The sequence below is a fragment of the Undibacterium sp. Dicai25W genome (genome assembly GCF_049340505.1).
GTDB lineage: Bacteria > Pseudomonadota > Gammaproteobacteria > Burkholderiales > Burkholderiaceae_D > Undibacterium > Undibacterium jejuense.
On the sequence record NZ_JBMPOQ010000002.1, the window covers coordinates 332813 to 356604 of the forward strand.

Genomic DNA, 23792 nt, shown 5'->3' on the forward strand with positions numbered 1-23792 from the left:
TGATCAAATCCCTACAGCATTGATGATTTGGTGGCTAAATACGCAAAAACAAGGCTATTTTTGTTTGAGCGCAGCAAGTTTTGCCTGATTTGCACCGGCAGTGAGAAATTTATTCGGATCTTGCGGGACATCTTTGATACGAACCTCAAAATGCAAATGCGAACCGGTCGAACGTCCAGTCGAGCCAATATCAGCCACATGTTGTCCACGCTTCACGATATCACCGAGCTTGACGTAAATTTTGGAGGTGTGTGCATAACGCGTAATTAATTCTCCGCCATGATCAATCTCTAACATATTGCCAAATTGCGGATGAAATTCCGAGGCAATCACCACACCGCCGGCGGCCGCCACAATAGGCGTGCCAGTCGGTGCCGGAAAATCAATTCCTTCATGAAAAGCGTTACGACCAGTAAAAGGATCGAGGCGCCATCCAAAGCCAGAAGCATTATAAGTAACATTCACAGGTTGAATTGTTGGCAACAATTTAGACTGAATCTTAAAACTCATCAAATTCGTTTCAACCACATTTAAATAATCTGAGCGATGCTCTACGTCTTTTTGAAAAGCATCTAACGCGGCTTGCAGCTCTGCCATATTCAATTCACGGGAGGGTGCATTGGAAATTTCTGGTCCACCGCGCGGAGGTAATTCTTTAAAATTAAATTCTTCAGGCTTTACACCAGCAAGGCCTTGCACCCGTTCACCAAGGGCATCCAAACGCATTAATTGCGCTTGCATTTCGCCTAATTTAACCGCCATGGCAGTTAAATTTTCTTTCAAATAACGGTCTTTCCCATTCGTGTCACCCGATAAAGGTGACGACACTGAAGCCGGTAAAATACTTCGTAAAATAGGAAGATCAGCACTAGCCAGACGCAAAGTCAGTGTCGCCATCAAAGCGCCGCTAACAGCCATGAGGAGGATAAACGCAAAAATGGCCAGAAAAACGTGACGTGAAGACAAAGTTACAGACTTTGCCTGGGTGAAACGAGAATGCATTAATATTATCTGCATCAATACTTTCCCTCTGTAAATACGTAGCAAACAAGGATGGAAATACACGGTTTGTGGTAATGTAACGCCCATGTCTGCATCATCATTACCTCCGCATCGTATTCATATCAAACGTGGTCGCCCGGTTTCCGTTACCAGCGGAGCGAGTGATTTTCTGCGTGCAAACGATAAAATTGCCGCATTACTACCTGCAATACAACGAAATCTGGCTCTGCAAAGAGACTGCGAAGCAGTTTTGTCGTCTCTCTTTGAACTCTGTGAAGTCATGCAACTGGCCGATGGTCAACTGGTACTTGCTGCCTCCAACGCGGCTATTGCGACAAAACTCAAGCAGCAATGCCCGAAATTACAATTAAAGTTACAACAACGTGGCTGGCAGATTAACGCAATCCGTATCAAAGTACAAGTTAAGCGGGTTATCGAAAAACCATTGCCGGTAAAACAATTAGCCATTCCAGAAACTGCAATTCAAGCCTTGAGCAATCTAGAAAAAAATATAGAAAAGACCGCGCAAAACGCCGACTTACGTGCAGCGTTGACCCGCTTACTGTCCCGCCACCGCCAATCTGGTAGCGAGAAGTAAGCACTCAATCTGCATAACGACTGAAGTATCAACGAGTACGATCTTTTTCCCACAATACGTCACTGCCACCATCAACGCGATTCAAGACGCGCGATAAAACAAATAACAGATCGGATAAACGATTCATATATTGGCGCGGATGGTCATTGATTGTTTCGCTCTTACCAACACTGACGATTGCCCGTTCCGCGCGGCGACATACGGTACGGCAGACATGCGCTATCGCGGCGGCTTTGGAGCCACCAGGCAAAATAAAGTCTTTTAATGGAGGTAAATCAGCGTTGTATTTTTCCAGCAATGCATCCAGCCTCGATACCTGAGCTTCTGTAATCATGGTGTAGCCAGGAATACACAACTCGCCACCCATATCAAACAAATCATGTTGTATTGACGCCAATTCATGCTTCATGGCTGCTGGCAACTCTTCGCACAACAACACACCGATATGCGAATTGAGCTCATCTACGTCGCCCATGGCGTGTACCCGTAATGCGTCTTTATCCACGCGGCTTCCATCACCAAGGCCGGTAGTTCCTGCGTCACCAGTACGTGTTGCAATTTTAGAGAGTCGATTACCCATAGCAAATATAATTTGGAAAGAAGTCGCAGAGCATAAGCCAAAAACGGCAAGAACGCATCATAATAGAGAGGATAGACGCGACGCTAGCTGCTGAAACTTTCGAAGTTATATTCGCAAGCCCATGTCGTCAACAATCGACTTTGAGCGCCGTATAACGCTGAACCGAACCAGATAATTGAATATTGCCAGGCAATTCAGACAAAGATTTTGTCTGGCGTGATGTATAAAATCAGGACATAGAATGGCAACAAGACTCCCCCCGGTACATGCACTTTCCGCCTTTGAAGCAGCCGCACGTTTTGGTTCTTTTGCAGTCGCTGCGGAGGAGCTCTGCATTACACCCTCAGCTCTGTCACATCGTATTCGCTTGTTGGAAGAACATTTGTGTGAACGCGTATTTGTGCGCGAAGGACGCAGCGTCACGTTGACTGAATTTGGTCGCCGTTATTTGGACGTGGTCAGAGCGGCATTAAGAACCTTATCTGATTTTCCTTTGCCAAACAAAGTCACGCAGAACCAGATGAAAGTTAAAGTCACGGTACCACCGACGTTCGCTCGCTACATGTTTATGCCACGGCTGGCGGATTTTTCTGAGCAACATCCAGATATAGAAATCGAAGTGTATCTGTTTGTGCCTCTGTATGACCTGAGCTTATCCGAGAGCGATGTTGAAGTGCGTTTTGGTGCCGGAGAATATCCTAATCTGGTCACCAAAAAATTATTTGTAGAACCGAGTTTTGCAGTCGCCAGTCCAGGCTATCTCAAAACTATCCCCCCCATTAAAACGCCAGCAGATTTGCGCCATGCAAAACTATTACGTTCTGCTTTAGAGCCATGGCAGCCATGGTTTGAAGTTGCAGGACTGGACTTTCCTGAACCCAGTAATGGATTGCGGATCGACGACCTTGGACTCTTGTTGGAAGCCGTCAAACACGGTCACGGTGTCGGTCTGACGCGCCAACATTTTGCCGAGGACATGATCAGAAGTGGCGAGGTTGTGCGACTCTTCGATACTCAACTTGCAACCCCACCACACGCGTATCATCTGGTGCATGAAGCGCAACCGACCTTGCGCCCGGAAGTCGAAATTTTTATTAACTGGATGCAATCCACGTTTCAGAAAATGTGAGTGGCGCCAGCATTCTGAACAAACTGAGGTCGTAATTCAGAACATCTGAAAACACAGTACAGAAGTCTTTAACTGGACCTTGTAGGATTATTGGAGTCATATCAACGGCCGGCAACAATTCCCGCTGAACTTATCCAACAAAGCCGCCTCTAAAAAACGAGCAACACAGAATCAGTCCCCATTACACGTCGATTTTCTACATAGTGCACAATACGGGCTACCACTTTATTCAAAGAAACGAAGTTTTTATGTATTACGGCGAAAAATTTAATAGTATCAGCCACATTGCGGGCGCCGCGCTGGCGATTGGCGGTGCTGCGGTTCTGATCACCATCAGTGCACGTCTTGGCGACCCCTGGAAAATCGTTAGCTTCAGTATTTATGGGGCGATGCTGTTTTTACTTTACACTATTTCGGCGCTCTACCACAGCCTCAAAGGCAAGGCCAAAAACGTATTTCAAAAATTGGACCACTGCGCGATTTATCTATTGATCGCCGGTAGCTACACCCCATTCACTTTAGTGACCCTTCGAGAACATTCTGGGTGGGTCTTATTTGGCCTCGAATGGAGCCTGGCTATCATCGGTATTGTGCAGGAAATCTTGTTTGCCAAAGGTGCACGCTGGCTATCGCTGGCGATCTATGTCGTCATGGGTTGGTTGGCAATCGCCGCTATCGTGCCACTGATGACGATACTGCAAAACGGCTTTATCTGGCTGGCACTGGGCGGCTTATTTTATACCGTAGGCATCATTTTTTACGCGACGGATGAAAAACTCAAACACGGGCATGGTATCTGGCACCTGTTTGTTCTCGCAGGTAGTATGTGTCAGTATTTTGCCGTGCTGTTTTACGTCGCGTAAATTTACATAATGCTTTTTAATCGACGTTCTTACCAGCGGCAGCGCACCACAGACTAAACCATTGCTCGCGTGTCAGTGTGTGCTGACAAGCGAGCGATGCCTCTTTCAAAGCCGCAATCCGTCCAGAGCCAGTCAGCACTAAAGGGTGCGATGGATGTTGCAATATCCATGCAAGTGCAACCGTACTTGCAGGTAGTTTCAATTCTGACGCCAAGGTATTTAAAACTGGTCGGACACGTTGAATTTGCGGGTTGCTGCTTGGCGTATTCCGCAGCAAATCGCCACCACCTAATGCTGACCATATCATCGGCGCAATGTGCAACTTCTGACACAGATCCAGCGTACCATCATGCAAAGACTGTAAATGCAATAATGACAGTTCTACCTGATTCGTCACTAATGGAAAACGTGAATTGAGTAATTCAAATTGTGCGGGCGTAAAATTGGATACACCAACATGTTTAACCTTGCCGCTAGCCTGCAATTGCTGAAACGCTTCTGCCATTTCATCCGCATCCATCAAAGGATCAGGACGGTGGATGAGCAACAAATCGAGCTGTTCAATCTGCATGGCGCGCAAAGAATTTTCTGCTGAAGTGATGATATGTGCACTACTAGTGTCGTAATGCTGCATGCCGTGTGCGGGCCGGGCTTTTGATACGAGCTTGATTCCGCACTTGCTGACAAATTGGAATTTATCACGTAAAGATGGTGCCAGAGTGAGCGCTTCGCCGAGCAAAGATTCACTCTGATAATCGCCATAAATATCAGCCTGATCTATCGTAGTGATACCCAACGCCAATGCTTGCTCCAAAAACTCAACGCGAGATTGCGGCGTCATATTCCAATCCGCAAGCCGCCACAAACCAAGCACAATACGAGAAAATTCTGGCCCTTCCGGGGCGATTTTTATGCGTGGCACGGTAGAGGTTTGATTCATCGTATTTCTATACAGGTTTGATTTTTAAGAACTTACTACTTGTGTCATCGCAGCGCGCAACTCGGCAGTTTTTGTATAGCCAGCAGCGATCATGTGCAAAGCTTCATTGTGCACAATCAACAAAGCAGGAAAGCCGCGTATTCCCCAACGCTGACATTGTTCAAATTCATCGCGGACATCGGACATACATTGCGGTGACAGAAATGTTTCCAGAAAACTGTCGGTATCAAAACTGTCGTGACCATCAATTTTATTGAGTGTTGTCACCACGACTTCAGCTAAGACTGCTGGTTGAGTCACGTCCAGACCTTGTGCATAAAACGCATGTTGGATTGCATGAAAAATTTCCAGCAATTGTTGTCCGCTTAAATGATCAGCGATGATTTTTGCCGCGACAATGGCGCGACACGCGGGTTCAGTATCGTATTTAAAACCAGCTTGCGTCATTCCTACATCAGAAAACGGCAAGCCACTGGCTTCTGCGACATGATGCCAATGTTCACGTATCGTCGTTCGCTGTGATTCGCCCATTATTTCCTGATTGTAGGCACGTAAGCCACCGACAATAATTTCCAGACTGGCGTTCGGTGTTTCATCGAGCAGCGCCTGTAATTCAGGCCCAAAGCCATAACACCAAGAACACATCGGGTCGGCGATATAAATAAAATGGGGCATAGGTTCCTTTAATTTAATTTTTTGTAGGATGGGTGCAAACCCGCGCGGATACTTTCAGCGTAACTTGCGTCGGGTTGCATCCGCCCTACGCTACGCCGGGTACAGAGCACCGAGTACTCTCAAACCTTTTGCACCCGTAACCTCAGGCAAATTACCTGCCTGACGTAAGCAAAATTGTTGAGCCAGCCACGCGAATGCTAATGCCTCTACGTGTTCTGGTGCGACACCTAATTGTGCCGTACTTTGTACTTGAGCGTTTGAACCCGCACTTTTTAAGGAAGCTTGCAGCATGTTCATCAATGTCGTGTTATAGGCACCGCCGCCGCACACATATACCGTCTGTGTTTGGGTCGCGTTAGCGAGTATTGCTTGCCCCAGGCTTTGCGCGGTATAAGCGCATAGCGTTGCCTGCACATCCACTGCGGCTAGCATCGAAAATGCCTGCAAATGCTGCTGTAACCAATCAGCATGAAATAAATCACGCCCGGTGCTTTTTGGAGGTGCCAGGTGCAAATACGGTTCTGACATCAAACTCGCCAGCAAGCTTTGGTTGACCTGCCCTTGTGCAGACCATGTACCGTTGGCGTCATAACTCAAACCTTGGTGCTGTTTGATCCAATAGTCCATCAATACGTTACCTGGTCCTGTGTCAAACCCAGTGGTAGTGCCATCCGCTGCAAGGATGCTGATATTGCTGATGCCGCCGATATTGGCGACAACGCGACACTGCTCTTTTGCAGCAAAAACGGCACGATGAAAAGCAGGTACCAAGGGTGCGCCTTGCCCACCCGCTGCTACATCACGACTACGAAAGTCGGCAATGACATCGATTCCCGTCAACTCAGCGAGTAAGGCTGGGTTATTGGTTTGCCGTGTGTAACCGAGCTCAGGTCGGTGACGTATGGTTTGGCCGTGAACGCCAATCGCATACACGGAGACTTCCGGATGATGTACCAATAAAGCCTTCACACACTCGGAATAGCAATGAGCAAGCGCGTTTGCCAACAAAGCTTCGCGATGTATTTCATTCTCACCTGACTGCTGTAATTGCAAAGCTTGTTGCCGTAACTCCTCGTTAAACGGGATGTATGCAGAACCTAGCAATTCCATGTGTTCATGTTCCGTTGCAGGCAAACGAACCAATACACCATCGGCGCCGTCGAGACTAGTTCCTGACATCAGTCCAATATACACAGCATTTTTATCCGGATTCTTTGTTGTCAACATATCGTTTTTGTTATCTCAAAGCTCAATAAAAAAAAGGCCGAACATGAGGTTCGGCCTGAAGAATAGATTGCCTTTAGCTGGCGGTCGTTTTGCTATTTTGCGCCACGCGTTCCGGACGCAGTAAATCAAAACGGTGATGCATATCGTTAGCTACCGCTTTAAAACGTGGCAAATCAACATTCGACAATGCCTGTACATTTGGTACTACGATAGACAGTGGGTCACGGGCATCATTATTGACACGGAATTCGTAATGCACGTGCGGGCCAGTGGACCAACCCGTTGTACCGACAAAACCAATGACTTCACCTTGAGAAACGTGGCTTCCTTTACGAATTCCCGGAGCAAAACGTTGCATGTGCGCATAAGCAGTGCTATACCCACCCCAATGTTTAATCACCACCAGATTGCCATAACCGCCGCTCATCGCTGCAGAATCAACCACGCCGTCTGCAGTAGCACGGATTGGTGTACCAATACCAGCTGCAAAATCAACACCTTTATGTTGCTTCCATTGGCCGGAAATCGGGTGAACACGCATGGAGAAACCAGAAGAAATACGCGTGAATGCCAGCGGCGATTTCAAGAATGCTTTTTTGAGTGATTTACCGTCAAATGTGTAATAACCGCCCTGACCACCTGCTTCATCAAACCAGACGGCTTGATATGGTTTTCCAGCATTGGTAAATTCACCTGCCAACACACGACCCGTTTTTACTTTTTGGCCATTTTGCCAAAAACTCTCGTAGACGACGTTGAACTGATCACCGCGTTGTAATTTACGGAAATCAATATTCGTTTCAAACATGCTAATAATTTGTGACGCGACGTTATCCGGAATATTTGCATCATCAGTCGCAGCAAACAGCGACGATATGATATTCCCAGATGCCATTTCAACCCGACGCTCTAAATTGGCAGGCGTATCCACCGCTTTAAAATGTCCGTTAGCATCACGGGTAATTTCTATATTTCTGGCGGGTTTATCAGATCCATCCACAACGGTGGTCTGCAACCACTCCAGCTCACCTTCTTCGTTGGTTTTAGCGCGAACCGCTTTGTCTGTGCGCAATTGCAACAAGCTACGGGCAACGCTATCAGTTTTAATGAACTTGTCGGCTTCATCGTCTTCAACACCTAGACGTAACAATAAAGCACTGAGCGTATCGCCACGGCGTACGGTTTCTTCACGCACAAAGTGTTGTTCATTTGCTTCAATGGCGGCGATTTGTTCATCAAGCGTAGGCAAAGGCAATTCTTGTGTCAGTTTTTTGACCGGTAAATCGGCGGCATCTGGAGCCAATGGGGCAACCGCTGCGGCACCAATCGCGCATACTGCAAAGAACAAAGCCGAAATCGACACCGCACGGGAAACGCGACTGGAACCGAACAACTGCCTTCTGCCAGAAGCGATATGAAGGAATTTATCTAATGGACGCATGCAATAAGTTAAAATTAACAGTGTTAATCGACAATGAGTCGAAAATGAGTCGAAAATTCGTCATTGCTGTCATGATTCAATGTGGCGCGACGTCTTAGACATCGGCATCAACACATAGTCATTAACACCATTTTGGTGCAATGATTTGCAAGTAAACTTACATATCAGTGACGAACAAAGACGGGATTATAAAGCAAGTTTGCCGGGTCCCATCAAGAAACAAACACCCAGAATTTGGCAAACGCTGATTATGGATTCAGAATAGAAATCCTGACCAGCGCTGTTACAAAAAATTTGATGTAAATAAAATATGACTTCTGCACAACACTCCAATTCCTCCCCTACATTATTGCCACTTTCCGACGCTGTACAACACGCTCTTGCAGTGACTAAGCGCGGAGTTGACGAATTACTAATTGAATCCGAATTTGCCCAAAAATTGGCGCGTAGTGAGCAAACTGGCAAGCCTTTGCGTATTAAACTCGGCCTGGATCCAACTGCACCGGATTTGCACTTAGGCCACACCGTTGTTCTCAACAAAATGCGTCAATTGCAAGATCTGGGCCATAACGTGATCTTTTTGATTGGTGACTTTACTTCCATGATCGGTGATCCGTCTGGCCGCAATGCGACCCGCCCGCCCTTGACACGTGAGCAAATTGAAGCGAACGCGCAAACCTACTTCAAACAGGCGAGTCTGGTATTGGATGCGGCAAAAACAGAAATCCGCTACAACTCAGAATGGTGCGATCCGCTCGGCGCACGCGGCATGATTCAGCTATCTTCCAAATACACCGTAGCTCGTATGATGGAGCGCGACGATTTCACGAAGCGCTTTAAAGCTGGCACCCCTATTTCAGTGCATGAATTTTTGTACCCATTAATGCAAGGTTACGATTCCGTCGCTTTGCAAGCAGATCTGGAACTCGGCGGTACAGATCAGAAATTCAATTTGCTGGTCGGTCGTGAATTGCAAAAAGATTACGGACAAGAACAACAATGTATTCTGACCATGCCTTTGCTGGAAGGTCTGGACGGTGTTGAAAAAATGTCCAAATCCAAAAACAACTACATCGCTATCACAGAACCCGCTAACACCATGTTTGCCAAGGTCATGAGCATCTCGGATGACATGATGTGGAAATACTACGATTTATTGTCCTTCACATCCATCGAGCAAATTGCAGGCTACAAAAAAGCTGTTGCTGAAGGTCAGAACCCACGCGACATCAAAGTCGCACTGGCACAAGAAATTGTGGCACGCTTCCATAGCAAACAAGCAGGTGAAGACGCATTGGCAGATTTTGTAAATCGTTCCAAAGGTGGCATCCCTGACGATATTCCAGAAGTCAGCCTCAGCGGTGCGCCAGTAGGCGTTGCACAATTACTCAAGCAAGCTAATTTGTGTGCATCGACATCAGAAGCATTGCGTATGGTAGAGCAAGGTGGTGTGCGCGTTGATGGCAACGTCATCAGCGATAAAGGCTTAAAGCTCGAAGCCGGTACATTTGTACTGCAAGTGGGCAAACGTAAATTTGCCCGCGTGACTTTGGCAGCATGATCGCTTTACTGCAACGCGTTTCGCAAGCCAGTGTCGTTGTCGATGGAGAAACCATTGGTGCGATTGACGCTGGCTTGATGGTGCTAGTGTGTGCCGAGCGTGGTGATACAGAAAAAGAAGCCGATGCTTTACTGACCAAATTACTTGGCTATCGCGTGTTTTCTGACGCCGCTGGCAAGATGAATCTGAGCATAAAAGATAGTGGTGGCGGTTTATTGCTGGTACCCCAATTTACCCTCGCTGCAGATACCAATTCCGGCACCCGCCCATCATTCACTCCTGCAGCACCACCCGATGTCGCCAGAGAATTATTCGGCTATTTTCTCCGACAAGCCCAGCGCCAGCATCCACTGGTGGAGAGCGGTCGCTTTGGGGCTGATATGAAAGTCTCATTGACTAATGATGGTCCGGTCACGTTTTGGTTAGAAACTAAACGCCCTACCCCGCCTCCTACAACGTAATGGCTTCAACGTATTTAACAACAACAAGAACACAATGACCGAAATACTTTTAATACGCCACGGCGAAACCGCCTGGAACGCCGTCAAACGCTTGCAAGGTCACCTCGATATTCCACTCAATGCCGAAGGCACGCGACAGGCCAAAGCCTTAGCCTATGCATTGCAAAATGAAAAATTAGACGCCGTGATTTCCAGCGACTTACAAAGAGCGGTGCAGACTGCCGGCGAAATTGCCCGCTTGCAAGGCGTGAGTACACGCCTCGATGCGGGTTTGCGTGAGCGTTGTTTTGGTGGGTTTGAAGGTCAACTTTACAGTGACTTGCCGCACTTATTTCCTATCGAACACGCAACCTGGCGAGCACATGATCCAGACGCAGAATTTCCACCTGGTGAAAACCAAGGTGAAACGATCCGTCAGTTTCATCAGCGCATCATGACGCACATCACCTACTACGCAAAACAATTCGAAGGCAAAAAAATTGCCATCGTGGCGCACGGTGGCGTGTTGGAATGCGCATACCGCGCCGCCAAGGATCTTCCTTTGGATGCACCACGAGAAGTGACCATCTACAACGCCAGCATCAATCGTTTTAGCTACGATCAAGGTCGCCTGCAATTAGTCTCTTGGGGCGACATCGCGCATCTGGATGCTGATGCGGTGGATGAAATTAATGCCCAAAAATGATGCGTAAAAATAAGACATAAAAGTTATTGTCTTACGTGCCAATAAAAATTGGTATGTCAAATTTATACCAGACATACCAAATATCTTTCTACGCCATCGCAGATTATTTTAAAAATCAGTGTAAGAAATGCGAAGTTGAATCCGTTTTCACCGACTTTTAGAATTTCAAGTCTAAATCTATCGAAAACGCCTATTCATAGAAATAAATATTCCTATAAATCACACAGAATTTTGCCAATTATTTAGGCAGGTTTCAGGTAGAATAGCGCTTCTTCAAATTTCCCCCAAAGCCTCATCGTGCAAATCGGTCCCTACGTCTTGCGTAATAATATTTTCGTTGCTCCTATGGCTGGAGTAACTGATAGGCCGTTCCGGCAATTATGCAAAGAGTTGGGTGCGGGTTATGCCGTTTCTGAAATGGCAGCCTCGAATCCCAAATTATGGGAAACCGAAAAATCCACCCGCCGCACCAATCACGAAGGTGAAATGGAACCGAAGGCAGTGCAGATTGCCGGTGCTGATCCCATCATGCTCGCAGATTGTGCCAAATTCAATGTCGATAAGGGTGCGCAAATCATCGATATCAACATGGGTTGCCCGGTCAAAAAAGTCTGTAACGCCTGGTGTGGTTCTGCGCTGTTACAGCACGAAACTCTGGTCGGACAAATTCTGGATGCGGTGGTCAAGGCAGTTGATGTGCCTGTGACACTGAAGTTCCGGACGGGATGGGACAGAGCAAACAAAAATGCCCTGAATATTGCACGCATGGCACAGTCTGCCGGCATACAAATGCTGACCTTACACGGGCGCACACGCGCAGATGGCTACAAAGGTGATGCTGAATACGACACAATTGCTGCGGTCAAAGCTGCAGTGAATATCCCTGTGGTCGCCAACGGCGACATCACAACACCGGAAAAAGCCAAATACGTTTTGGAAATCACCGGTGCGGATGCCATCATGATCGGTCGCGCCGCCCAAGGCCGACCGTGGATTTTCCGGGAAATCGAGCATTACCTGAGGACAGGGGAACACTTACCTCCACCACTAATCAGCGAGGTCAGGCACCTGATGGATAGCCACTTAAAAGAGCATTACGCGTTTTACGGTGATTATTTGGGTGTACGAACGGCGCGTAAGCATATCGGCTGGTATGTACAAGATCTGGTGGGTGGTGAGGAATTCCGGCAACAAATGAATTTACTGACCTCGTGTGATGAACAATTAGCCGCCGTCAGTCATTTTTTTGATCGCATGGCTGGGGAACGGTTACAATACCGCCCCTTTGAAGAAAAAATGGCCGCCTAAGGCAAATGTTGTAACAGCGTAGCACTACCGTAACAACAATATTGCCTGATGGTTCGTAAACACGGACTATTCCGCCGCCCGGCATAACCGAACAGTGACAAAAAAAATATGAGCAAAGATAGCATTCAAGACGCCGTCCACAAAAATCTGGAAAAATATTTCCGTGACCTGGGTGAACAACCCGCCTCCAATATTTACGATATGGTTGTATTAGCCGTTGAAAAACCTATGCTTGAAATGGTGATGACACGCGCTGAAAGCAATCAATCACAAGCAGCAGACATGTTAGGCATTAATCGTAATACCTTGCGCAAAAAATTGCAGCATCACGGTTTGTTGTAATTACATGGCTGGCTCTGACACCGATTTCCTTACTCTTTCATTCTCATCATGATCAAACAAGCCCTCATATCCGTCTCAGACAAGACTGGTGTGCTCGATTTTGCACGTGAATTGTCGGCACTCGGTGTCAAGCTGCTGTCCACTGGTGGTACCGCTAAACTGTTGGCTGACAATGGCCTGCCAGTAACGGAAGTGGCCGACTACACCGGATTTCCTGAAATGTTGGATGGTCGCGTCAAGACTTTGCATCCCAAAGTGCATGGCGGCATTCTGGCACGTCGTGATTTTCCTGAACATGTGGCAGCGCTCGAACAACACGGGATTCCTACCATCGATATGGTGGTCGTAAATCTGTATCCGTTCCAGCAAACCGTTGCCAAAGCAGAATGCTCACTGGAAGATGCGATTGAAAATATCGACATCGGCGGCCCGACCATGTTGCGCTCTTCCGCGAAAAATCACAAAGACGTCACAGTTATCGTTGATCCTAGTGATTACGCAATAGTATTGGCAGAGATGAAGACGAATCAAAATGTCGTCAGCTACGATACCAAATTCACTTTGGCAAAAAAAGTCTTCGCACACACCGCGCAATACGATGGTGCGATCACCAACTACCTGACCAGCCTCGGTGAAGATAAAGCGCACACAACACGTAGCGCCTATCCACAAACCTTGAACCTGCATTTCGATAAAGTTCAAGAAATGCGTTACGGCGAAAACCCACATCAATCCGCAGCGTTTTATCGCGATCTGAAAGCGGTTGATGGTGCATTGGCGAACTACAAGCAATTGCAAGGCAAAGAACTGTCTTACAACAATATTGCTGATGCCGACGCAGCCTGGGAATGCGTTAAATCATTCAATGAATCTGCATGCGTGATCGTTAAACATGCCAATCCTTGTGGCGTAGCCTTAGGCCTGACACCATTTGAAGCGTACAGCAAAGCTTTGCAAACAGACCCGACTTCTGCGTTCGGTGGGATTATTGCGTTCAACCGCGAACTCGATGGCAAAGCAGCAGAAATCGTTGCAAAACAATTTGTTGAAGTCTTGATCGCGCCGTCATTTACAGCGGAAGCAAAAGCGATTTTCGCCACAAAACAAAACGTACGCTTGCTGGAAATTTCTTTAGGTAACGCCGTTAATCAATACGATGTCAAACGCGTTGGTGGCGGTTTGTTAGTGCAAGCGCCTGATGCCAAAAACGTATTGCAAGAAGAATTACGCGTGGTCTCTAAACTGCAACCAACGCCACAACAAATGGCAGACATGATGTTTGCGTGGCGCGTTGCAAAATACGTTAAATCCAACGCCATCGTATTCTGTGGCAATGGAATGACACTCGGCGTTGGTGCTGGCCAGATGAGCCGTATTGACTCTGCCCGTATCGCATCGATCAAAGCACAAAACGCAGGTCTGACACTGACTGGTTCAGCGGTCGCTTCTGACGCTTTCTTCCCGTTCCGTGATGGTTTGGACGTTGTGGTTGATGCTGGTGCGACATGCGTGATTCACCCAGGTGGCTCTATGCGAGATCAGGAAGTCATTGATGCTGCGGATGAACGCGGTGTGGTCATGGTGTACACCGGGACACGTCATTTCCGTCATTAATCAGGCTTCAAATAAGCTTCAAATAAGCTTGAAATAAATTGAAAGACATGGCCTCCGGCGCAAACTGGAGGCCATTTTTTTGCGCTTTGAATGAAGATTTACCGTAACGACATTGGATTCAGATATCATTAATGGATCTAATTACACCCCACACATCCCGCTCGCCCAGGAAAAATAACTTCCAATGAGAATTTTAGGCATAGACCCCGGCTTACGCACCACCGGTTTCGGGGTCATACAAAAGCAAGGTAATCAGCTGACTTACGTCGCCTCTGGCACCATCAAAACCACAGAAGGCTCTTTACCTGAGCGGCTCAAAACCATCCTTGCCAGCGTTTCAGAAGTAGTCAGCACCTACCAACCAGACTGCGCCGCGATAGAAATCGTCTTTGTTAACGTCAATCCACAATCCACTTTACTGCTCGGACAAGCGCGTGGCGCGGCAATTTGTGCGCTGGTAGCGGCAGATCTGGCGGTTGCCGAATACACAGCTTTGCAAGTCAAACAAGGCGTGGTTGGTCATGGCCGTGCAAAAAAAGAGCAAGTGCAGGATATGGTGCAACGGCTGTTGAAACTTTCTGGCAAACCTAGTCCTGACGCTGCGGATGCGCTAGGCGTAGCGATCTGTCATGCGCATAGTGGCGAAGCATTAGCAACTTTAAGTGCCATTGCCCCAGAACTGGCGAAAAAGGGGTTGCGCGTCAAAGGTGGACGTCTGATAGGCTGATTCTGCATTGCCTTCCAAACGTCCTCGTCAAGCAAGACAGAATCGTTTATTATCACTGTTTATTCATACAGTATGAAAGCCGTCTCATGATAGGTCGCATTGCAGGCACATTGCTAGAAAAAAATCCCCCACAATTGCTCATTGATTGCCAGGGTGTCGGCTATGAAGTCGATGTACCGATGAGTACTTTCTACAATTTACCTGCATTGGGTGAAAAAGTAGCCTTGCTGACGCATCTGGCGATACGCGAAGATGCACATGTCCTGTTTGGTTTTGGCAGTGCAGAAGAGCGTGCAACGTTTCGTCAATTGATCAAAATCAGCGGCGTCGGCTCGCGTACTGCCTTGGCGATTTTGTCGGGTATGTCAGTCGCTGATTTATCACAAGCGATTACTTTGCAAGAAGCTGGACGCCTGACACGTATTCCAGGCATAGGCAAGAAGACGGCTGAACGTTTGTTGCTAGAACTCAAAGGCAAATTGGGGGCGGATCTGTTCACCAGCAGCGCAGCGGTTGCCGCAGGTGACCATAGCGGTGATATTTTAAATGCTCTGCTCGCTTTAGGTTACTCTGACAAAGAAGCAGCCATTGCCATGAAATCTGTCCCGGCGGGTACCGGCGTTTCTGACGGTATCAAACTGGCACTCAAAGCACTGTCTAAGGCGTAAGCAATGAGCATACAAACTGATAATCTGTTTTCTGAACCAGCTGAAACCCGGATCATTTCTGCGACGCCGGTGTCTTCGCAAGAAGAAGCGATAGAACGTGCGCTACGCCCTAAGCAACTCGACGAGTATGTTGGTCAGGAAAAAATCCGCGCCCAGTTAGAGATTTTCATCACAGCAGCACGACAACGCAAAGAAGCGCTCGATCACACCCTGTTGTTTGGTCCACCTGGTTTAGGAAAAACGACGCTGGCACATATTATCGCCCGCGAAATGGGGGTTAACTTACGCCAGACTTCAGGGCCAGTATTGGAGCGTGCTGGAGATTTGGCAGCACTCCTGACCAATCTGGAAGCCAATGATGTCTTGTTTATCGACGAGATACACCGCCTGTCGCCGGTGGTGGAGGAAATTTTATATCCGGCATTAGAAGACTACCAAATCGACATCATGATCGGAGAAGGGCCGGCAGCACGCTCGGTCAAACTCGACTTACAGCCCTTCACGTTGGTAGGCGCCACGACGCGTGCGGGCATGCTGACCAATCCCTTGCGTGATCGTTTTGGTATCGTGGCGCGACTGGAGTTTTACACACCGGAACAGCTGACGCGTATTGTTACACGCTCAGCATCGTTGTTAAATGCACCTATCCACGAAGAGGGGGCACGAGAAATTGCCAACCGTGCCCGAGGCACACCCCGTATCGCCAATCGCTTGTTACGCCGTGTACGTGATTATGCCGAGGTCAAAGGCAATGGCAATATCACCAAAGACATCGCTGATGCGGCATTAAAAATGCTCGATGTTGATACGGTTGGTTTTGATTTGATGGATAGAAAACTGCTGGAAGCGATTCTGTTTAAGTTTGGCGGCGGGCCAGTGGGACTTGATAACGTTGCAGCTGCGATTGGCGAAGAGCGCGATACCATCGAAGACGTACTGGAACCGTACCTTATCCAACAGGGCTATTTACAGCGAACCCCACGTGGACGTATCGCGACAACGCTTGCGTATGAACATTTTGGTGTGAGCGCCCCCAGTCATTTATCCAACAACAATTAAGCAGCCTTTTGTGGATTTAAGTCGGAAGGCGGCAAGACTACCTCATTAAATCAAATCTGCAGACAACAAAAAAGCACCCGAAGGTGCTTTTTTGTTCAACATATGATTCATCTTACTAACAGGCTTGCGCCTGTCAATAATTAGAATGTATGGCAGATACCGAAGTTAGCCAGGTAGTCTTTCAAGCCATTACCTGCAGCCAAGCCACCACCATTGACGTTTGCATCGTTAGATGTACGTGACAAAGAGCCGTACAAGTTAGTACGCTTAGACAAGGAGTGTGTGAAACCCACTGCCAATTGTGTGCTTGTGTTTGCTGTTGCAACAGCGTTGTTATTAACGCGAGCAACTGTTGCCAAAATTGAATCAGCAGGAGTAACAGGTACTGTCACACCAAATGTGAAGCCTTTAGTGTCGATTTTGCTGTCATCAGATGTTTCTTTAGCATAGCCAAATGCACCTTTAGCAACACCAAAGTCATACGTTGCACCAACGAATGCGGATTTCAAACCATTGCCTGCAGCAACAGCGTCATTTTGTTTGTAGTAAACAGCGCCAACATAGAATGGACCAGCAGCATATTGGGCATTCAAGCCAACAGAACGTTTTGCTGAGTTATCACCAGCTTGTTCGCCGGCAGCGTACAGACCCATTGCGCTAAAGCCATTCAAACCACCTGGAGTTTGGTAGCTAACGCTGTTATTTACGCGCCATGCTGTATTTGGTGCCAGGAATGCAAATACACCACCAGTAGATGTCGATACACCAGCCTGACCAGATGTGAATCCAAGATCAAATGGATCAACTGCGTCGAAGAAGTAGAATTGTGGTGTGTATTGACGACCAGCTTTTACTGTACCGAAGTCACCAGTCAAACCAACCCATGATTGACGACCGAATGCCAAGCCACTTTGGGAAGCACCGTTATCAACGAGAATACCCATTTCCAAATCAAAAATAGCTTTGAGACCGCCGCCCAGATCTTCAGATCCTTTAAAGCCCAGACGGGAACCGTTTTGCTCACCGCTATCGATTGCGTATTTTTTACCTGCGCCGTTACTTTCAGCCTGGAAAGCCATATCAACAACACCGTAGATAGTAACGTTAGACTGCGCTTGCGCTGCGCCAGACATTGCTGCCAATACTGACAGAGCGATAAGTGTTTTTTTCATTTTTTTCTCCAAAGGATTTAAATTTAAATCTAACTACCTTAAGCACGAAACGCGAAGATCACATACAAAAGAAGGCACGAAACGCGCTAATACTTGAAAACAACTAATTTCGACAAAACAGAAGTTAACGTATTTGACCAAATATGACGGTTTATAGCCAAGTGAAATCGAGCTTTAAAGTACTACAGATCGATAAATTGTCTCGCATTCGCAACGAAAATTATCAAAAACACATTTATTTTTACTCTTTACACTCAAAAACCTGTTTCGAAAAATATCTCCCGAAAAATAGCAAAAATATAGAGTGCCAAATTAAAATATAAAAGCCTCAAAAATGATGCTTTTATATTTGGAAAAATAAAATTTTACAGAATTAAATACCAATCAAAATGAGTGCAGAACGCCAACGGCTGTACGTACAGCTGAGGAATTTCCCGCAGCAATTATACCCAGTGACAACCCAGTATCTTGTGGATTGGATGACCCGGCTTTTGCGTAGGTTAATGATGCATAGGCAGTAGTACGCTTACTGAAAGCATATTTACCTAAAAGAATATACTGATCTGCTTTACCATCCAATGCGCCGCCGACGTCACCAGAACGCTTGGTATCATAGTAAGCACCAGTAATCGTTGTTTGCGGTGAGAACGTATAATCAACACCCGCGCCAATGATTGCAATCTTGCGTTGATCGGCATTCAAAGCCAGATTGGCTGCGACAGGAATCAAAATAGTACCATCGACTTTATTCTGAGAATACGTGAAGTTAAACCTGAATTCGGGCGTAACAACATAACGCAAACCAAGCGCAACGCCTGACAAAGATGCATTACCAGAAGCATCAGTCAACTTGGCATAGGAGATCGCAGCACCATTTTTGCCATCAGTAAAAAATGCTGAAGCCCCCATGTAACGGTTTGCAGAGGTATCTCCAGCCTTTTCACCAAAACCGTACATCAGTCCGACACCAAAGCCCGACATATTTTGGTAAGGCGATACATATTTAATAGAATTGTTCTGACGTAACGCTGTTCCACCCTGATTTGTACCAAAACCACCGTACGTTGCGCCAGAATTGAGCGCACTGAACATCACGTTAGGGTTACTACCTGCATGCGCTAAACCCATAGGATCAGCCATACCAACAGAATCCACACCCAAAATATTATTGCGACCAGCGGTTACTGTACCAAAATCACCCGACAGCCCGACCCAGGCAAGACGATCGAACAATGAAGTTCCACTACCAGCCTGTGTAAATGATTGCGCCCCTGTACCACCAAACCCGGCGCCAGCTGCACCGGTATCATTGGTTAAGGTACCTTCGAGGTTAAAGATGGCTTTCATTCCACCACCCAGATCTTCGCTGCCCTTGAAGCCCCAGCGCGAAGTCAACAACTGCCCCGCATCGACGGTAAGCTTTTTACCGCCGCCGGCCGTCTGATTAGTGTTATACATCGCCGCAGCATCAATAATGCCGTACATGGTTACATTAGACTGTGCGGACGCGCTGGCTGCAAACGCGCTGAGAACTGCAAAAGCAATGAGTGATTTTTTCATTATTTAAGTCTCCAAATTGGTCAGTTTACGTGGCTGATGATGCAACTGAATAACAGGCTCTAGGCGGCCATTTTTTGTCGTTGACTTGCTAAAACTTCGAAACATAAAGAATCAGAAGCTAAGACTGATTGAAACAAACTCGCTGCTTTTGAGCAAAGCAAATTTACGAACGACCGTGTTTAAACGAATAAAATGTGGCGAGGTCGCAACAAAGTTTCTATTTTCCAATGAAGGTAAAAAATTATTGAGTAAAAGTTCGGTGTTCTTTTACTCTGGCTCAAATACTGAGCAAACCGCAGTTGAAGCTAAGTGATCTACAATAGCGCTATTCTTTGCCAAATCTCTTCACTTTATGTCATTACCTCACCCAGATCGCCTGCTGCTGGCATTTGATCGCGCTTTGCGTACCGTTTCTGCTCAGGCCAAAAGCTCACGCCCCAATCCGGCGGCACATATCCTGACTGACAACCTCAGCGAACAAGAACAAAAACATAGCGCAGGCTTAATGCGTGTTAACCATGTTGGCGAAATTTGCGCTCAGGCCTTGTATGATGCACAAAGTAGCTTTTCACATACGCCTGTCGTTGCGCGCCAACTGCAGCATTCTTGTGTGGAAGAAGAGGATCACCTGGCGTGGACTGCACACCGGCTGAAAGAATTAAACTCTCGCACTAGCCTGTTCAGTCCGTTGTGGTACGCCGGTGCTTATGCTTGTGGCGTGGTTGCTGCCAAATGCGGCGACGCAGCAAGTTTGGGGTTCGTGGTTGAAACTGAACGCCAGGTAGAAGCCCATCTTGCCAGTCACCTGCAAACACTGCCTCAAAATGACGCTAAATCTCGCGCGATTGTTGAGCAAATGCGAGTCGATGAAGTAGCCCATGGCGCGGCCGCACAATCGCTTGGCGCCAGCGAGATGCCTTTGCCTGTGCGAACTGGCATGAAGTTGATGGCAAAGATAATGACAACGACGGCATATTACGTTTGAGTTAGTATCATTCCCCTAGCTGCTAAACAACATGACATCTGGCAATGAAGGCACGACGTCACGATGATGTTCACGGCGCTGACAGCGCCTCTTCATTGCGTCGCAGTACGCTGCAGACCTCACTAATAATCCTTTGTTTTTCATTTTGCGTGCTCTATTCTTAAGAAAAAAATGCACAACAAATACCTCAAGTAAAAATCAAGGACAATTCACGTGCGAAATAATCAGCCCAATTCAGGAGTTGAACAATTCATGAGCGATGGACAATCTATCGTCTCCAAAACTGACCTCAAAGGCATTATTACTTATTGCAATCCGTATTTCATTGAAATCAGCGGATATGAACAAGCAGAGCTCATCGGTAAGCCACACAACCTGGTGCGTCACCCAGATATGCCAGAAGCAGCCTTTGCTGATTTGTGGGGCACGATAAAAGAAGGCTTACCGTGGTCCGGTATTGTCAAAAATCGCTGTAAAAATGGTGATCATTACTGGGTTAACGCTAACGTCACTCCCCTCATAGAAAATGGCCATGTGGTCGGTTATATGTCTGTCAGAACCAAGCCTGGACGGGCTGAAGTGAAGGCGGCTGAAGATCTATACCATCGCATGCGTACCGGTCACGCAGAACACATCCAGCTTAAACATGGAAAAATACTTTCCACCACCCTTGGCGGGAAAATTCTGAATGCTTTACAAATGCCGGCCCACCACCGTCTGGCGCTCGGCATGTCAATTACGTTGCTGTTCTTAGTCGTTTGGGGCGGCTTACATATCGCTGCAGAAGGCGTCAACTTATGGAATATCATCGGTCTCATCGCGAGTATTACACTGGTGATTTATCAGTGGTTCGTTATTCAAACGACCTTACTTAATCGCATACAATCTGTGCTCGATAGTGCCAGGGCAATTGCCGGTGGTGATTTAACACGCAATATCCCCCTCGGAGATGACTCTGAAATGGGACAACTCATGCAGGCCTTGCGTCAAATGAATATCAATTTAGTTTCTATCATTGGTGATGTCCGAACCAATGTCGGATCTATTTCTACTGGCACACAAGAAATCGCCGATGCGAATCTGGATTTATCAAGCCGCACAGAATCGCAAGCCTCCAGCTTGCAAAAAACCGCCGCCAGTATGGCGCAATTTGCTGACAACGTAAGACAGAATTCGGCCAATGCCAACCAGGCTAATCAACTTGCCGATCAAACCTCGACAATTGCCAAACAAGGTGGCGAGATGGTTAATCGAGTAGGTGTGACTATGCAAGAAATCAATTCCTCAGCAAAAAAGATCGAAAGTATTATCAGTCTGATCGATGGCATCGCATTTCAAACCAATATTTTGGCCCTGAACGCAGCAGTAGAAGCTGCACGCGCAGGCGAACAAGGTAGGGGATTTGCGGTGGTCGCCAGCGAAGTACGCAATCTGGCACAACGTTCGGCGTCCGCAGCGAAAGAAATTAAAGTTTTAATTGATGATTCAGTAAGCAAAGTCACTCAAGGAAATCACATGGTCAATGACACGACCGATATCATGCAAACCCTGGTTGAATCCGTGCAAAAAGTAACTCAGGTAATTCATGAAATCAGTGCTGCCAGCGGAGAGCAAAGTGTGGGAATTGAGCAAATGAACAGTGCCGTATCGCAGATGGACGATATAACCCAGCAGAATGCCGCAATGGTTGAAGAAGCTGCAGCGTCGGCGGCGAATCTGGCCGCCGAGGCCAAAGGTTTAGAGCAAGCCGTCAGCGTCTTTATTTTGGATCGCACGCACGTGCATGGCACATCCATTCATCGAGCCACCATAGGAGCTCAAATAGCGAACAAACGAAACGCTCCTTAAAACACCAGAAAGAAGAAAGCTGCCACCGCGCTTGGTATCAATGCTGATAAAAATAATCCTAAAGGACTAATCGCGCTTTCATCAAAGCATTCTTTCAAAATCGCATAACCAGCTGGGTTCGGTGCGTTGGCAATGACCGTTAAACCACCACCAGTCACCGCACCTGCTACCAGCGCATATTTCGCACTGTCAGATAAACCATTGACCAATGAACCGAGATAAGTTAACGCAGCATTGTCTGTAATTGCAGTCAGCGACATCGCCCCAAAAAATAAAACAATGTCATTTAAACCCGCAAGTATCGGTTGCAACCACCACTGCTGCATCCCGCCTAATACAACCAAGCCTGCAAGAAAAAATGCCACCAGCAAGCCTTCTCTGAGCATCAGTCGGTCTTGATGGCGTTGGTAGGCTTCAGTAAAACCTAAGAAAAATAAAAATAAGCCTAAAAACACCACTGGGTAGTGCGCATACCAAACGGTCAATGCCAAAAATAGAATATGAATTGCGATGATGGGAACAGGCATTTTCGTGCTCGTCTCTGTCTCTTCCCCAGCAGGAAGACGCAGCAGCTCACGCTTGAACCACAAGGTCGCGAGTAAGCCATTCATGAGCACGGCAAGTGCGGCTTTCCAGCCGAATGTGCTACTCATAAACGCAATATCCCAGCCCCATTTTTCTGCCACCATCAACACTGGCGGTGCAGCAAACGGTGTCAGCACACCACCAATAGAAACATTGACGAACAAAACACCAAGAGTCAGATATTTCATACGTGTGGAAATCGCTTTTTTGTAAAAGCGTTCACGCAGCATCAGTGCCGCCAGCGTCATCGCTGCAGGTTCAGTGATAAAAGATCCAAGTAAAGGTACCAGGGTCAGGCATAACAAGTACAAAGATAATTGGCGCGAAAATGGCAATATGTTTGCCACGCGAGAGACAAATTCCTGTACCGTCCACAACACAGGACGCGTTCCTGCCATGACGAGAATCACGAATACAAATAAAGGCTCTGTAAAGTTTTGCGCTTCGAGGTAGTCGATCGCTTTGTGTTGATCACCAAGCAAGCCGATAGCGCCAACTAGCAACAATGCCCAGAAACCAAACACGACTTCGACCTCGCCCAATAAATGCCACAAGCCTGCGTGACGCGGACTGCGATGGGCGAGATTTAAAAAATATTTGGTAGAGAATGTGTGCAGTACCGCCATTAAAAACAAACCGGCACCAATGTATTGTAATAACTGTTCTTTTGCCATAAATCTTTCCTGCTCTTATCTCGAATTACTTAAAAACAACCAGCGCGACTTGAAGTAAGTCCTAAAAATTTTCCTGCGCTCAACTGTG

At 47.1% G+C, this 23792-nt stretch carries 23 protein-coding genes; 14 read left to right on the plus strand and 9 right to left on the minus strand.

All coding sequences use genetic code 11. From position 1 onward, the window contains the following. Window positions 1-54 precede the first annotated feature (54 nt). Window positions 55-1017, minus strand: coding sequence for a M23 family metallopeptidase (locus tag ACO0KY_RS04560; protein ID WP_186911303.1), 963 nt, complete (start codon window positions 1015-1017; stop codon window positions 55-57). A gap of 70 nt (window positions 1018-1087) precedes the next feature. On the opposite strand from ACO0KY_RS04560, the gene ACO0KY_RS04565 reads away from it, so the two are divergent. Further along, on the plus strand, window positions 1088-1600 hold the full coding sequence (locus tag ACO0KY_RS04565; protein WP_423044628.1) for a DciA family protein: 513 nt from the start codon (window positions 1088-1090) through the stop codon (window positions 1598-1600). 28 nt (window positions 1601-1628) lie between these two features. On the opposite strand, the gene ACO0KY_RS04570 is transcribed toward ACO0KY_RS04565, so the two are convergent. After that, window positions 1629-2180, minus strand: a complete 552-nt coding sequence (locus ACO0KY_RS04570) for a cob(I)yrinic acid a,c-diamide adenosyltransferase (RefSeq protein ID WP_423044629.1) — start codon at window positions 2178-2180, stop codon at window positions 1629-1631. A gap of 241 nt (window positions 2181-2421) precedes the next feature. Between ACO0KY_RS04570 and ACO0KY_RS04575 the strand changes: the two genes are divergently transcribed. Together ACO0KY_RS04575 and trhA are read left to right on the plus strand one after the other, a co-directional pair. Next, window positions 2422-3309, plus strand: coding sequence for a LysR substrate-binding domain-containing protein (locus ACO0KY_RS04575; RefSeq protein WP_423044630.1), 888 nt, complete (start codon window positions 2422-2424; stop codon window positions 3307-3309). 248 nt (window positions 3310-3557) lie between these two features. Then, window positions 3558-4172, plus strand: a complete 615-nt coding sequence (gene trhA / locus ACO0KY_RS04580) for a PAQR family membrane homeostasis protein TrhA (RefSeq protein ID WP_186911299.1) — start codon at window positions 3558-3560, stop codon at window positions 4170-4172. 16 nt (window positions 4173-4188) lie between these two features. Here trhA and ACO0KY_RS04585 read toward each other — a convergent pair whose 3' ends face one another. The 4 genes from ACO0KY_RS04585 to ACO0KY_RS04600 all read right to left on the minus strand — a co-directional run bounded on the left by ACO0KY_RS04585 (window position 4189) and on the right by ACO0KY_RS04600 (window position 8455). Beyond that, window positions 4189-5112, minus strand: coding sequence for an aldo/keto reductase (locus ACO0KY_RS04585; protein WP_423044631.1), 924 nt, complete (start codon window positions 5110-5112; stop codon window positions 4189-4191). A gap of 24 nt (window positions 5113-5136) precedes the next feature. Beyond that, window positions 5137-5787, minus strand: coding sequence for a DsbA family protein (locus ACO0KY_RS04590; protein WP_423044632.1), 651 nt, complete (start codon window positions 5785-5787; stop codon window positions 5137-5139). Between the two features lie 90 nt (window positions 5788-5877). Next, window positions 5878-7014 (minus strand): anhydro-N-acetylmuramic acid kinase, encoded by a 1137-nt coding sequence (locus ACO0KY_RS04595; RefSeq protein WP_423044633.1) that lies wholly within the window; start codon window positions 7012-7014, stop codon window positions 5878-5880. A gap of 73 nt (window positions 7015-7087) precedes the next feature. Continuing rightward, a complete protein-coding gene (locus ACO0KY_RS04600; RefSeq protein WP_423044634.1) occupies window positions 7088-8455 on the minus strand; it encodes a peptidoglycan DD-metalloendopeptidase family protein in 1368 nt (455 codons plus the stop codon). A gap of 310 nt (window positions 8456-8765) precedes the next feature. Here ACO0KY_RS04600 and tyrS point away from each other — a divergent pair, with 310 nt between their 5' ends. The 9 genes from tyrS to ruvB all read left to right on the plus strand — a co-directional run bounded on the left by tyrS (window position 8766) and on the right by ruvB (window position 16880). Continuing rightward, window positions 8766-10016 (plus strand): tyrosine--tRNA ligase, encoded by a 1251-nt coding sequence (gene tyrS, locus ACO0KY_RS04605; RefSeq protein ID WP_423044635.1) that lies wholly within the window; start codon window positions 8766-8768, stop codon window positions 10014-10016. Next, window positions 10013-10477, plus strand: coding sequence for a D-aminoacyl-tRNA deacylase (gene dtd / locus ACO0KY_RS04610; protein WP_423044636.1), 465 nt, complete (start codon window positions 10013-10015; stop codon window positions 10475-10477). The genes tyrS and dtd overlap by 4 nt, the downstream gene beginning before the upstream one ends. A 34-nt stretch (window positions 10478-10511) precedes the next feature. Continuing rightward, window positions 10512-11162 carry a histidine phosphatase family protein gene (locus tag ACO0KY_RS04615; RefSeq protein ID WP_423044637.1) on the plus strand — a complete coding sequence of 217 codons (651 nt, stop codon included), beginning with the start codon at window positions 10512-10514 and terminating at the stop codon, window positions 11160-11162. A 297-nt stretch (window positions 11163-11459) separates the two neighbouring features. After that, window positions 11460-12470: a tRNA dihydrouridine synthase DusB gene (gene dusB, locus ACO0KY_RS04620; RefSeq protein WP_423044638.1), complete on the plus strand. Its 1011-nt coding sequence runs from the start codon at window positions 11460-11462 to the stop codon at window positions 12468-12470. 108 nt (window positions 12471-12578) lie between these two features. Beyond that, window positions 12579-12812: a helix-turn-helix domain-containing protein gene (locus ACO0KY_RS04625; RefSeq protein ID WP_186911287.1), complete on the plus strand. Its 234-nt coding sequence runs from the start codon at window positions 12579-12581 to the stop codon at window positions 12810-12812. 48 nt (window positions 12813-12860) lie between these two features. Continuing rightward, the gene (purH, locus tag ACO0KY_RS04630) at window positions 12861-14426 is read left to right on the plus strand and encodes a bifunctional phosphoribosylaminoimidazolecarboxamide formyltransferase/IMP cyclohydrolase (RefSeq protein ID WP_422991072.1); all 1566 of its coding nucleotides are present in this window, start codon (window positions 12861-12863) and stop codon (window positions 14424-14426) included. 184 nt (window positions 14427-14610) lie between these two features. Then, window positions 14611-15153: a crossover junction endodeoxyribonuclease RuvC gene (gene ruvC / locus ACO0KY_RS04635; RefSeq protein WP_422999219.1), complete on the plus strand. Its 543-nt coding sequence runs from the start codon at window positions 14611-14613 to the stop codon at window positions 15151-15153. 86 nt (window positions 15154-15239) lie between these two features. Then, complete coding sequence (gene ruvA / locus ACO0KY_RS04640; RefSeq protein WP_186911284.1) at window positions 15240-15821, plus strand: Holliday junction branch migration protein RuvA; 582 nt, start codon at window positions 15240-15242, stop codon at window positions 15819-15821. Window positions 15822-15824: 3 nt separating this feature from the next. Beyond that, window positions 15825-16880 (plus strand): Holliday junction branch migration DNA helicase RuvB, encoded by a 1056-nt coding sequence (gene ruvB / locus ACO0KY_RS04645; protein ID WP_422991069.1) that lies wholly within the window; start codon window positions 15825-15827, stop codon window positions 16878-16880. 140 nt (window positions 16881-17020) lie between these two features. On the opposite strand, the gene ACO0KY_RS04650 is transcribed toward ruvB, so the two are convergent. Together ACO0KY_RS04650 and ACO0KY_RS04655 are read right to left on the minus strand one after the other, a co-directional pair. Beyond that, window positions 17021-18052, minus strand: a complete 1032-nt coding sequence (locus ACO0KY_RS04650; protein ID WP_423044639.1) for a porin — start codon at window positions 18050-18052, stop codon at window positions 17021-17023. Window positions 18053-18436: 384 nt separating this feature from the next. Next, window positions 18437-19612 carry a porin gene (locus ACO0KY_RS04655; RefSeq protein ID WP_423044640.1) on the minus strand — a complete coding sequence of 392 codons (1176 nt, stop codon included), beginning with the start codon at window positions 19610-19612 and terminating at the stop codon, window positions 18437-18439. 352 nt (window positions 19613-19964) lie between these two features. Here ACO0KY_RS04655 and coq7 point away from each other — a divergent pair, with 352 nt between their 5' ends. Together coq7 and ACO0KY_RS04665 are read left to right on the plus strand one after the other, a co-directional pair. Beyond that, window positions 19965-20597, plus strand: a complete 633-nt coding sequence (gene coq7 / locus ACO0KY_RS04660) for a 2-polyprenyl-3-methyl-6-methoxy-1,4-benzoquinone monooxygenase (protein WP_423044641.1) — start codon at window positions 19965-19967, stop codon at window positions 20595-20597. Window positions 20598-20849: 252 nt separating this feature from the next. After that, the gene (locus ACO0KY_RS04665) at window positions 20850-22445 is read left to right on the plus strand and encodes a methyl-accepting chemotaxis protein (protein WP_423044642.1); all 1596 of its coding nucleotides are present in this window, start codon (window positions 20850-20852) and stop codon (window positions 22443-22445) included. Here the strand turns inward: ACO0KY_RS04665 and ACO0KY_RS04670 are convergent. After that, the gene (locus ACO0KY_RS04670) at window positions 22442-23704 is read right to left on the minus strand and encodes a putative Na+/H+ antiporter (protein WP_423044643.1); all 1263 of its coding nucleotides are present in this window, start codon (window positions 23702-23704) and stop codon (window positions 22442-22444) included. The two genes, ACO0KY_RS04665 and ACO0KY_RS04670, sit on opposite strands and share 4 nt — an antisense overlap. Between the last annotated feature and the right edge of the window lie 88 nt (window positions 23705-23792).

What these genes read in the sequence shown, in the direction of transcription:
- ACO0KY_RS04560 (WP_186911303.1), bottom strand. Translation starts at nt 1,017, where the DNA reads ATGCAGATAATATTAATGCATTCTCGTTTCACCCAGGCAAAGTCTGTA.
- ACO0KY_RS04565 (WP_423044628.1), top strand. Translation starts at nt 1,088, where the DNA reads ATGTCTGCATCATCATTACCTCCGCATCGTATTCATATCAAACGTGGT.
- ACO0KY_RS04570 (WP_423044629.1), bottom strand. Translation starts at nt 2,180, where the DNA reads ATGGGTAATCGACTCTCTAAAATTGCAACACGTACTGGTGACGCAGGA.
- ACO0KY_RS04575 (WP_423044630.1), top strand. Translation starts at nt 2,422, where the DNA reads ATGGCAACAAGACTCCCCCCGGTACATGCACTTTCCGCCTTTGAAGCA.
- trhA (WP_186911299.1), top strand. Translation starts at nt 3,558, where the DNA reads ATGTATTACGGCGAAAAATTTAATAGTATCAGCCACATTGCGGGCGCC.
- ACO0KY_RS04585 (WP_423044631.1), bottom strand. Translation starts at nt 5,112, where the DNA reads ATGAATCAAACCTCTACCGTGCCACGCATAAAAATCGCCCCGGAAGGG.
- ACO0KY_RS04590 (WP_423044632.1), bottom strand. Translation starts at nt 5,787, where the DNA reads ATGCCCCATTTTATTTATATCGCCGACCCGATGTGTTCTTGGTGTTAT.
- ACO0KY_RS04595 (WP_423044633.1), bottom strand. Translation starts at nt 7,014, where the DNA reads ATGTTGACAACAAAGAATCCGGATAAAAATGCTGTGTATATTGGACTG.
- ACO0KY_RS04600 (WP_423044634.1), bottom strand. Translation starts at nt 8,455, where the DNA reads ATGCGTCCATTAGATAAATTCCTTCATATCGCTTCTGGCAGAAGGCAG.
- tyrS (WP_423044635.1), top strand. Translation starts at nt 8,766, where the DNA reads ATGACTTCTGCACAACACTCCAATTCCTCCCCTACATTATTGCCACTT.
- dtd (WP_423044636.1), top strand. Translation starts at nt 10,013, where the DNA reads ATGATCGCTTTACTGCAACGCGTTTCGCAAGCCAGTGTCGTTGTCGAT.
- ACO0KY_RS04615 (WP_423044637.1), top strand. Translation starts at nt 10,512, where the DNA reads ATGACCGAAATACTTTTAATACGCCACGGCGAAACCGCCTGGAACGCC.
- ACO0KY_RS04625 (WP_186911287.1), top strand. Translation starts at nt 12,579, where the DNA reads ATGAGCAAAGATAGCATTCAAGACGCCGTCCACAAAAATCTGGAAAAA.
- purH (WP_422991072.1), top strand. Translation starts at nt 12,861, where the DNA reads ATGATCAAACAAGCCCTCATATCCGTCTCAGACAAGACTGGTGTGCTC.
- ruvC (WP_422999219.1), top strand. Translation starts at nt 14,611, where the DNA reads ATGAGAATTTTAGGCATAGACCCCGGCTTACGCACCACCGGTTTCGGG.
- ruvA (WP_186911284.1), top strand. Translation starts at nt 15,240, where the DNA reads ATGATAGGTCGCATTGCAGGCACATTGCTAGAAAAAAATCCCCCACAA.
- ruvB (WP_422991069.1), top strand. Translation starts at nt 15,825, where the DNA reads ATGAGCATACAAACTGATAATCTGTTTTCTGAACCAGCTGAAACCCGG.
- ACO0KY_RS04650 (WP_423044639.1), bottom strand. Translation starts at nt 18,052, where the DNA reads ATGAAAAAAACACTTATCGCTCTGTCAGTATTGGCAGCAATGTCTGGC.
- ACO0KY_RS04655 (WP_423044640.1), bottom strand. Translation starts at nt 19,612, where the DNA reads ATGAAAAAATCACTCATTGCTTTTGCAGTTCTCAGCGCGTTTGCAGCC.
- coq7 (WP_423044641.1), top strand. Translation starts at nt 19,965, where the DNA reads ATGTCATTACCTCACCCAGATCGCCTGCTGCTGGCATTTGATCGCGCT.
- ACO0KY_RS04665 (WP_423044642.1), top strand. Translation starts at nt 20,850, where the DNA reads ATGAGCGATGGACAATCTATCGTCTCCAAAACTGACCTCAAAGGCATT.
- ACO0KY_RS04670 (WP_423044643.1), bottom strand. Translation starts at nt 23,704, where the DNA reads ATGGCAAAAGAACAGTTATTACAATACATTGGTGCCGGTTTGTTTTTA.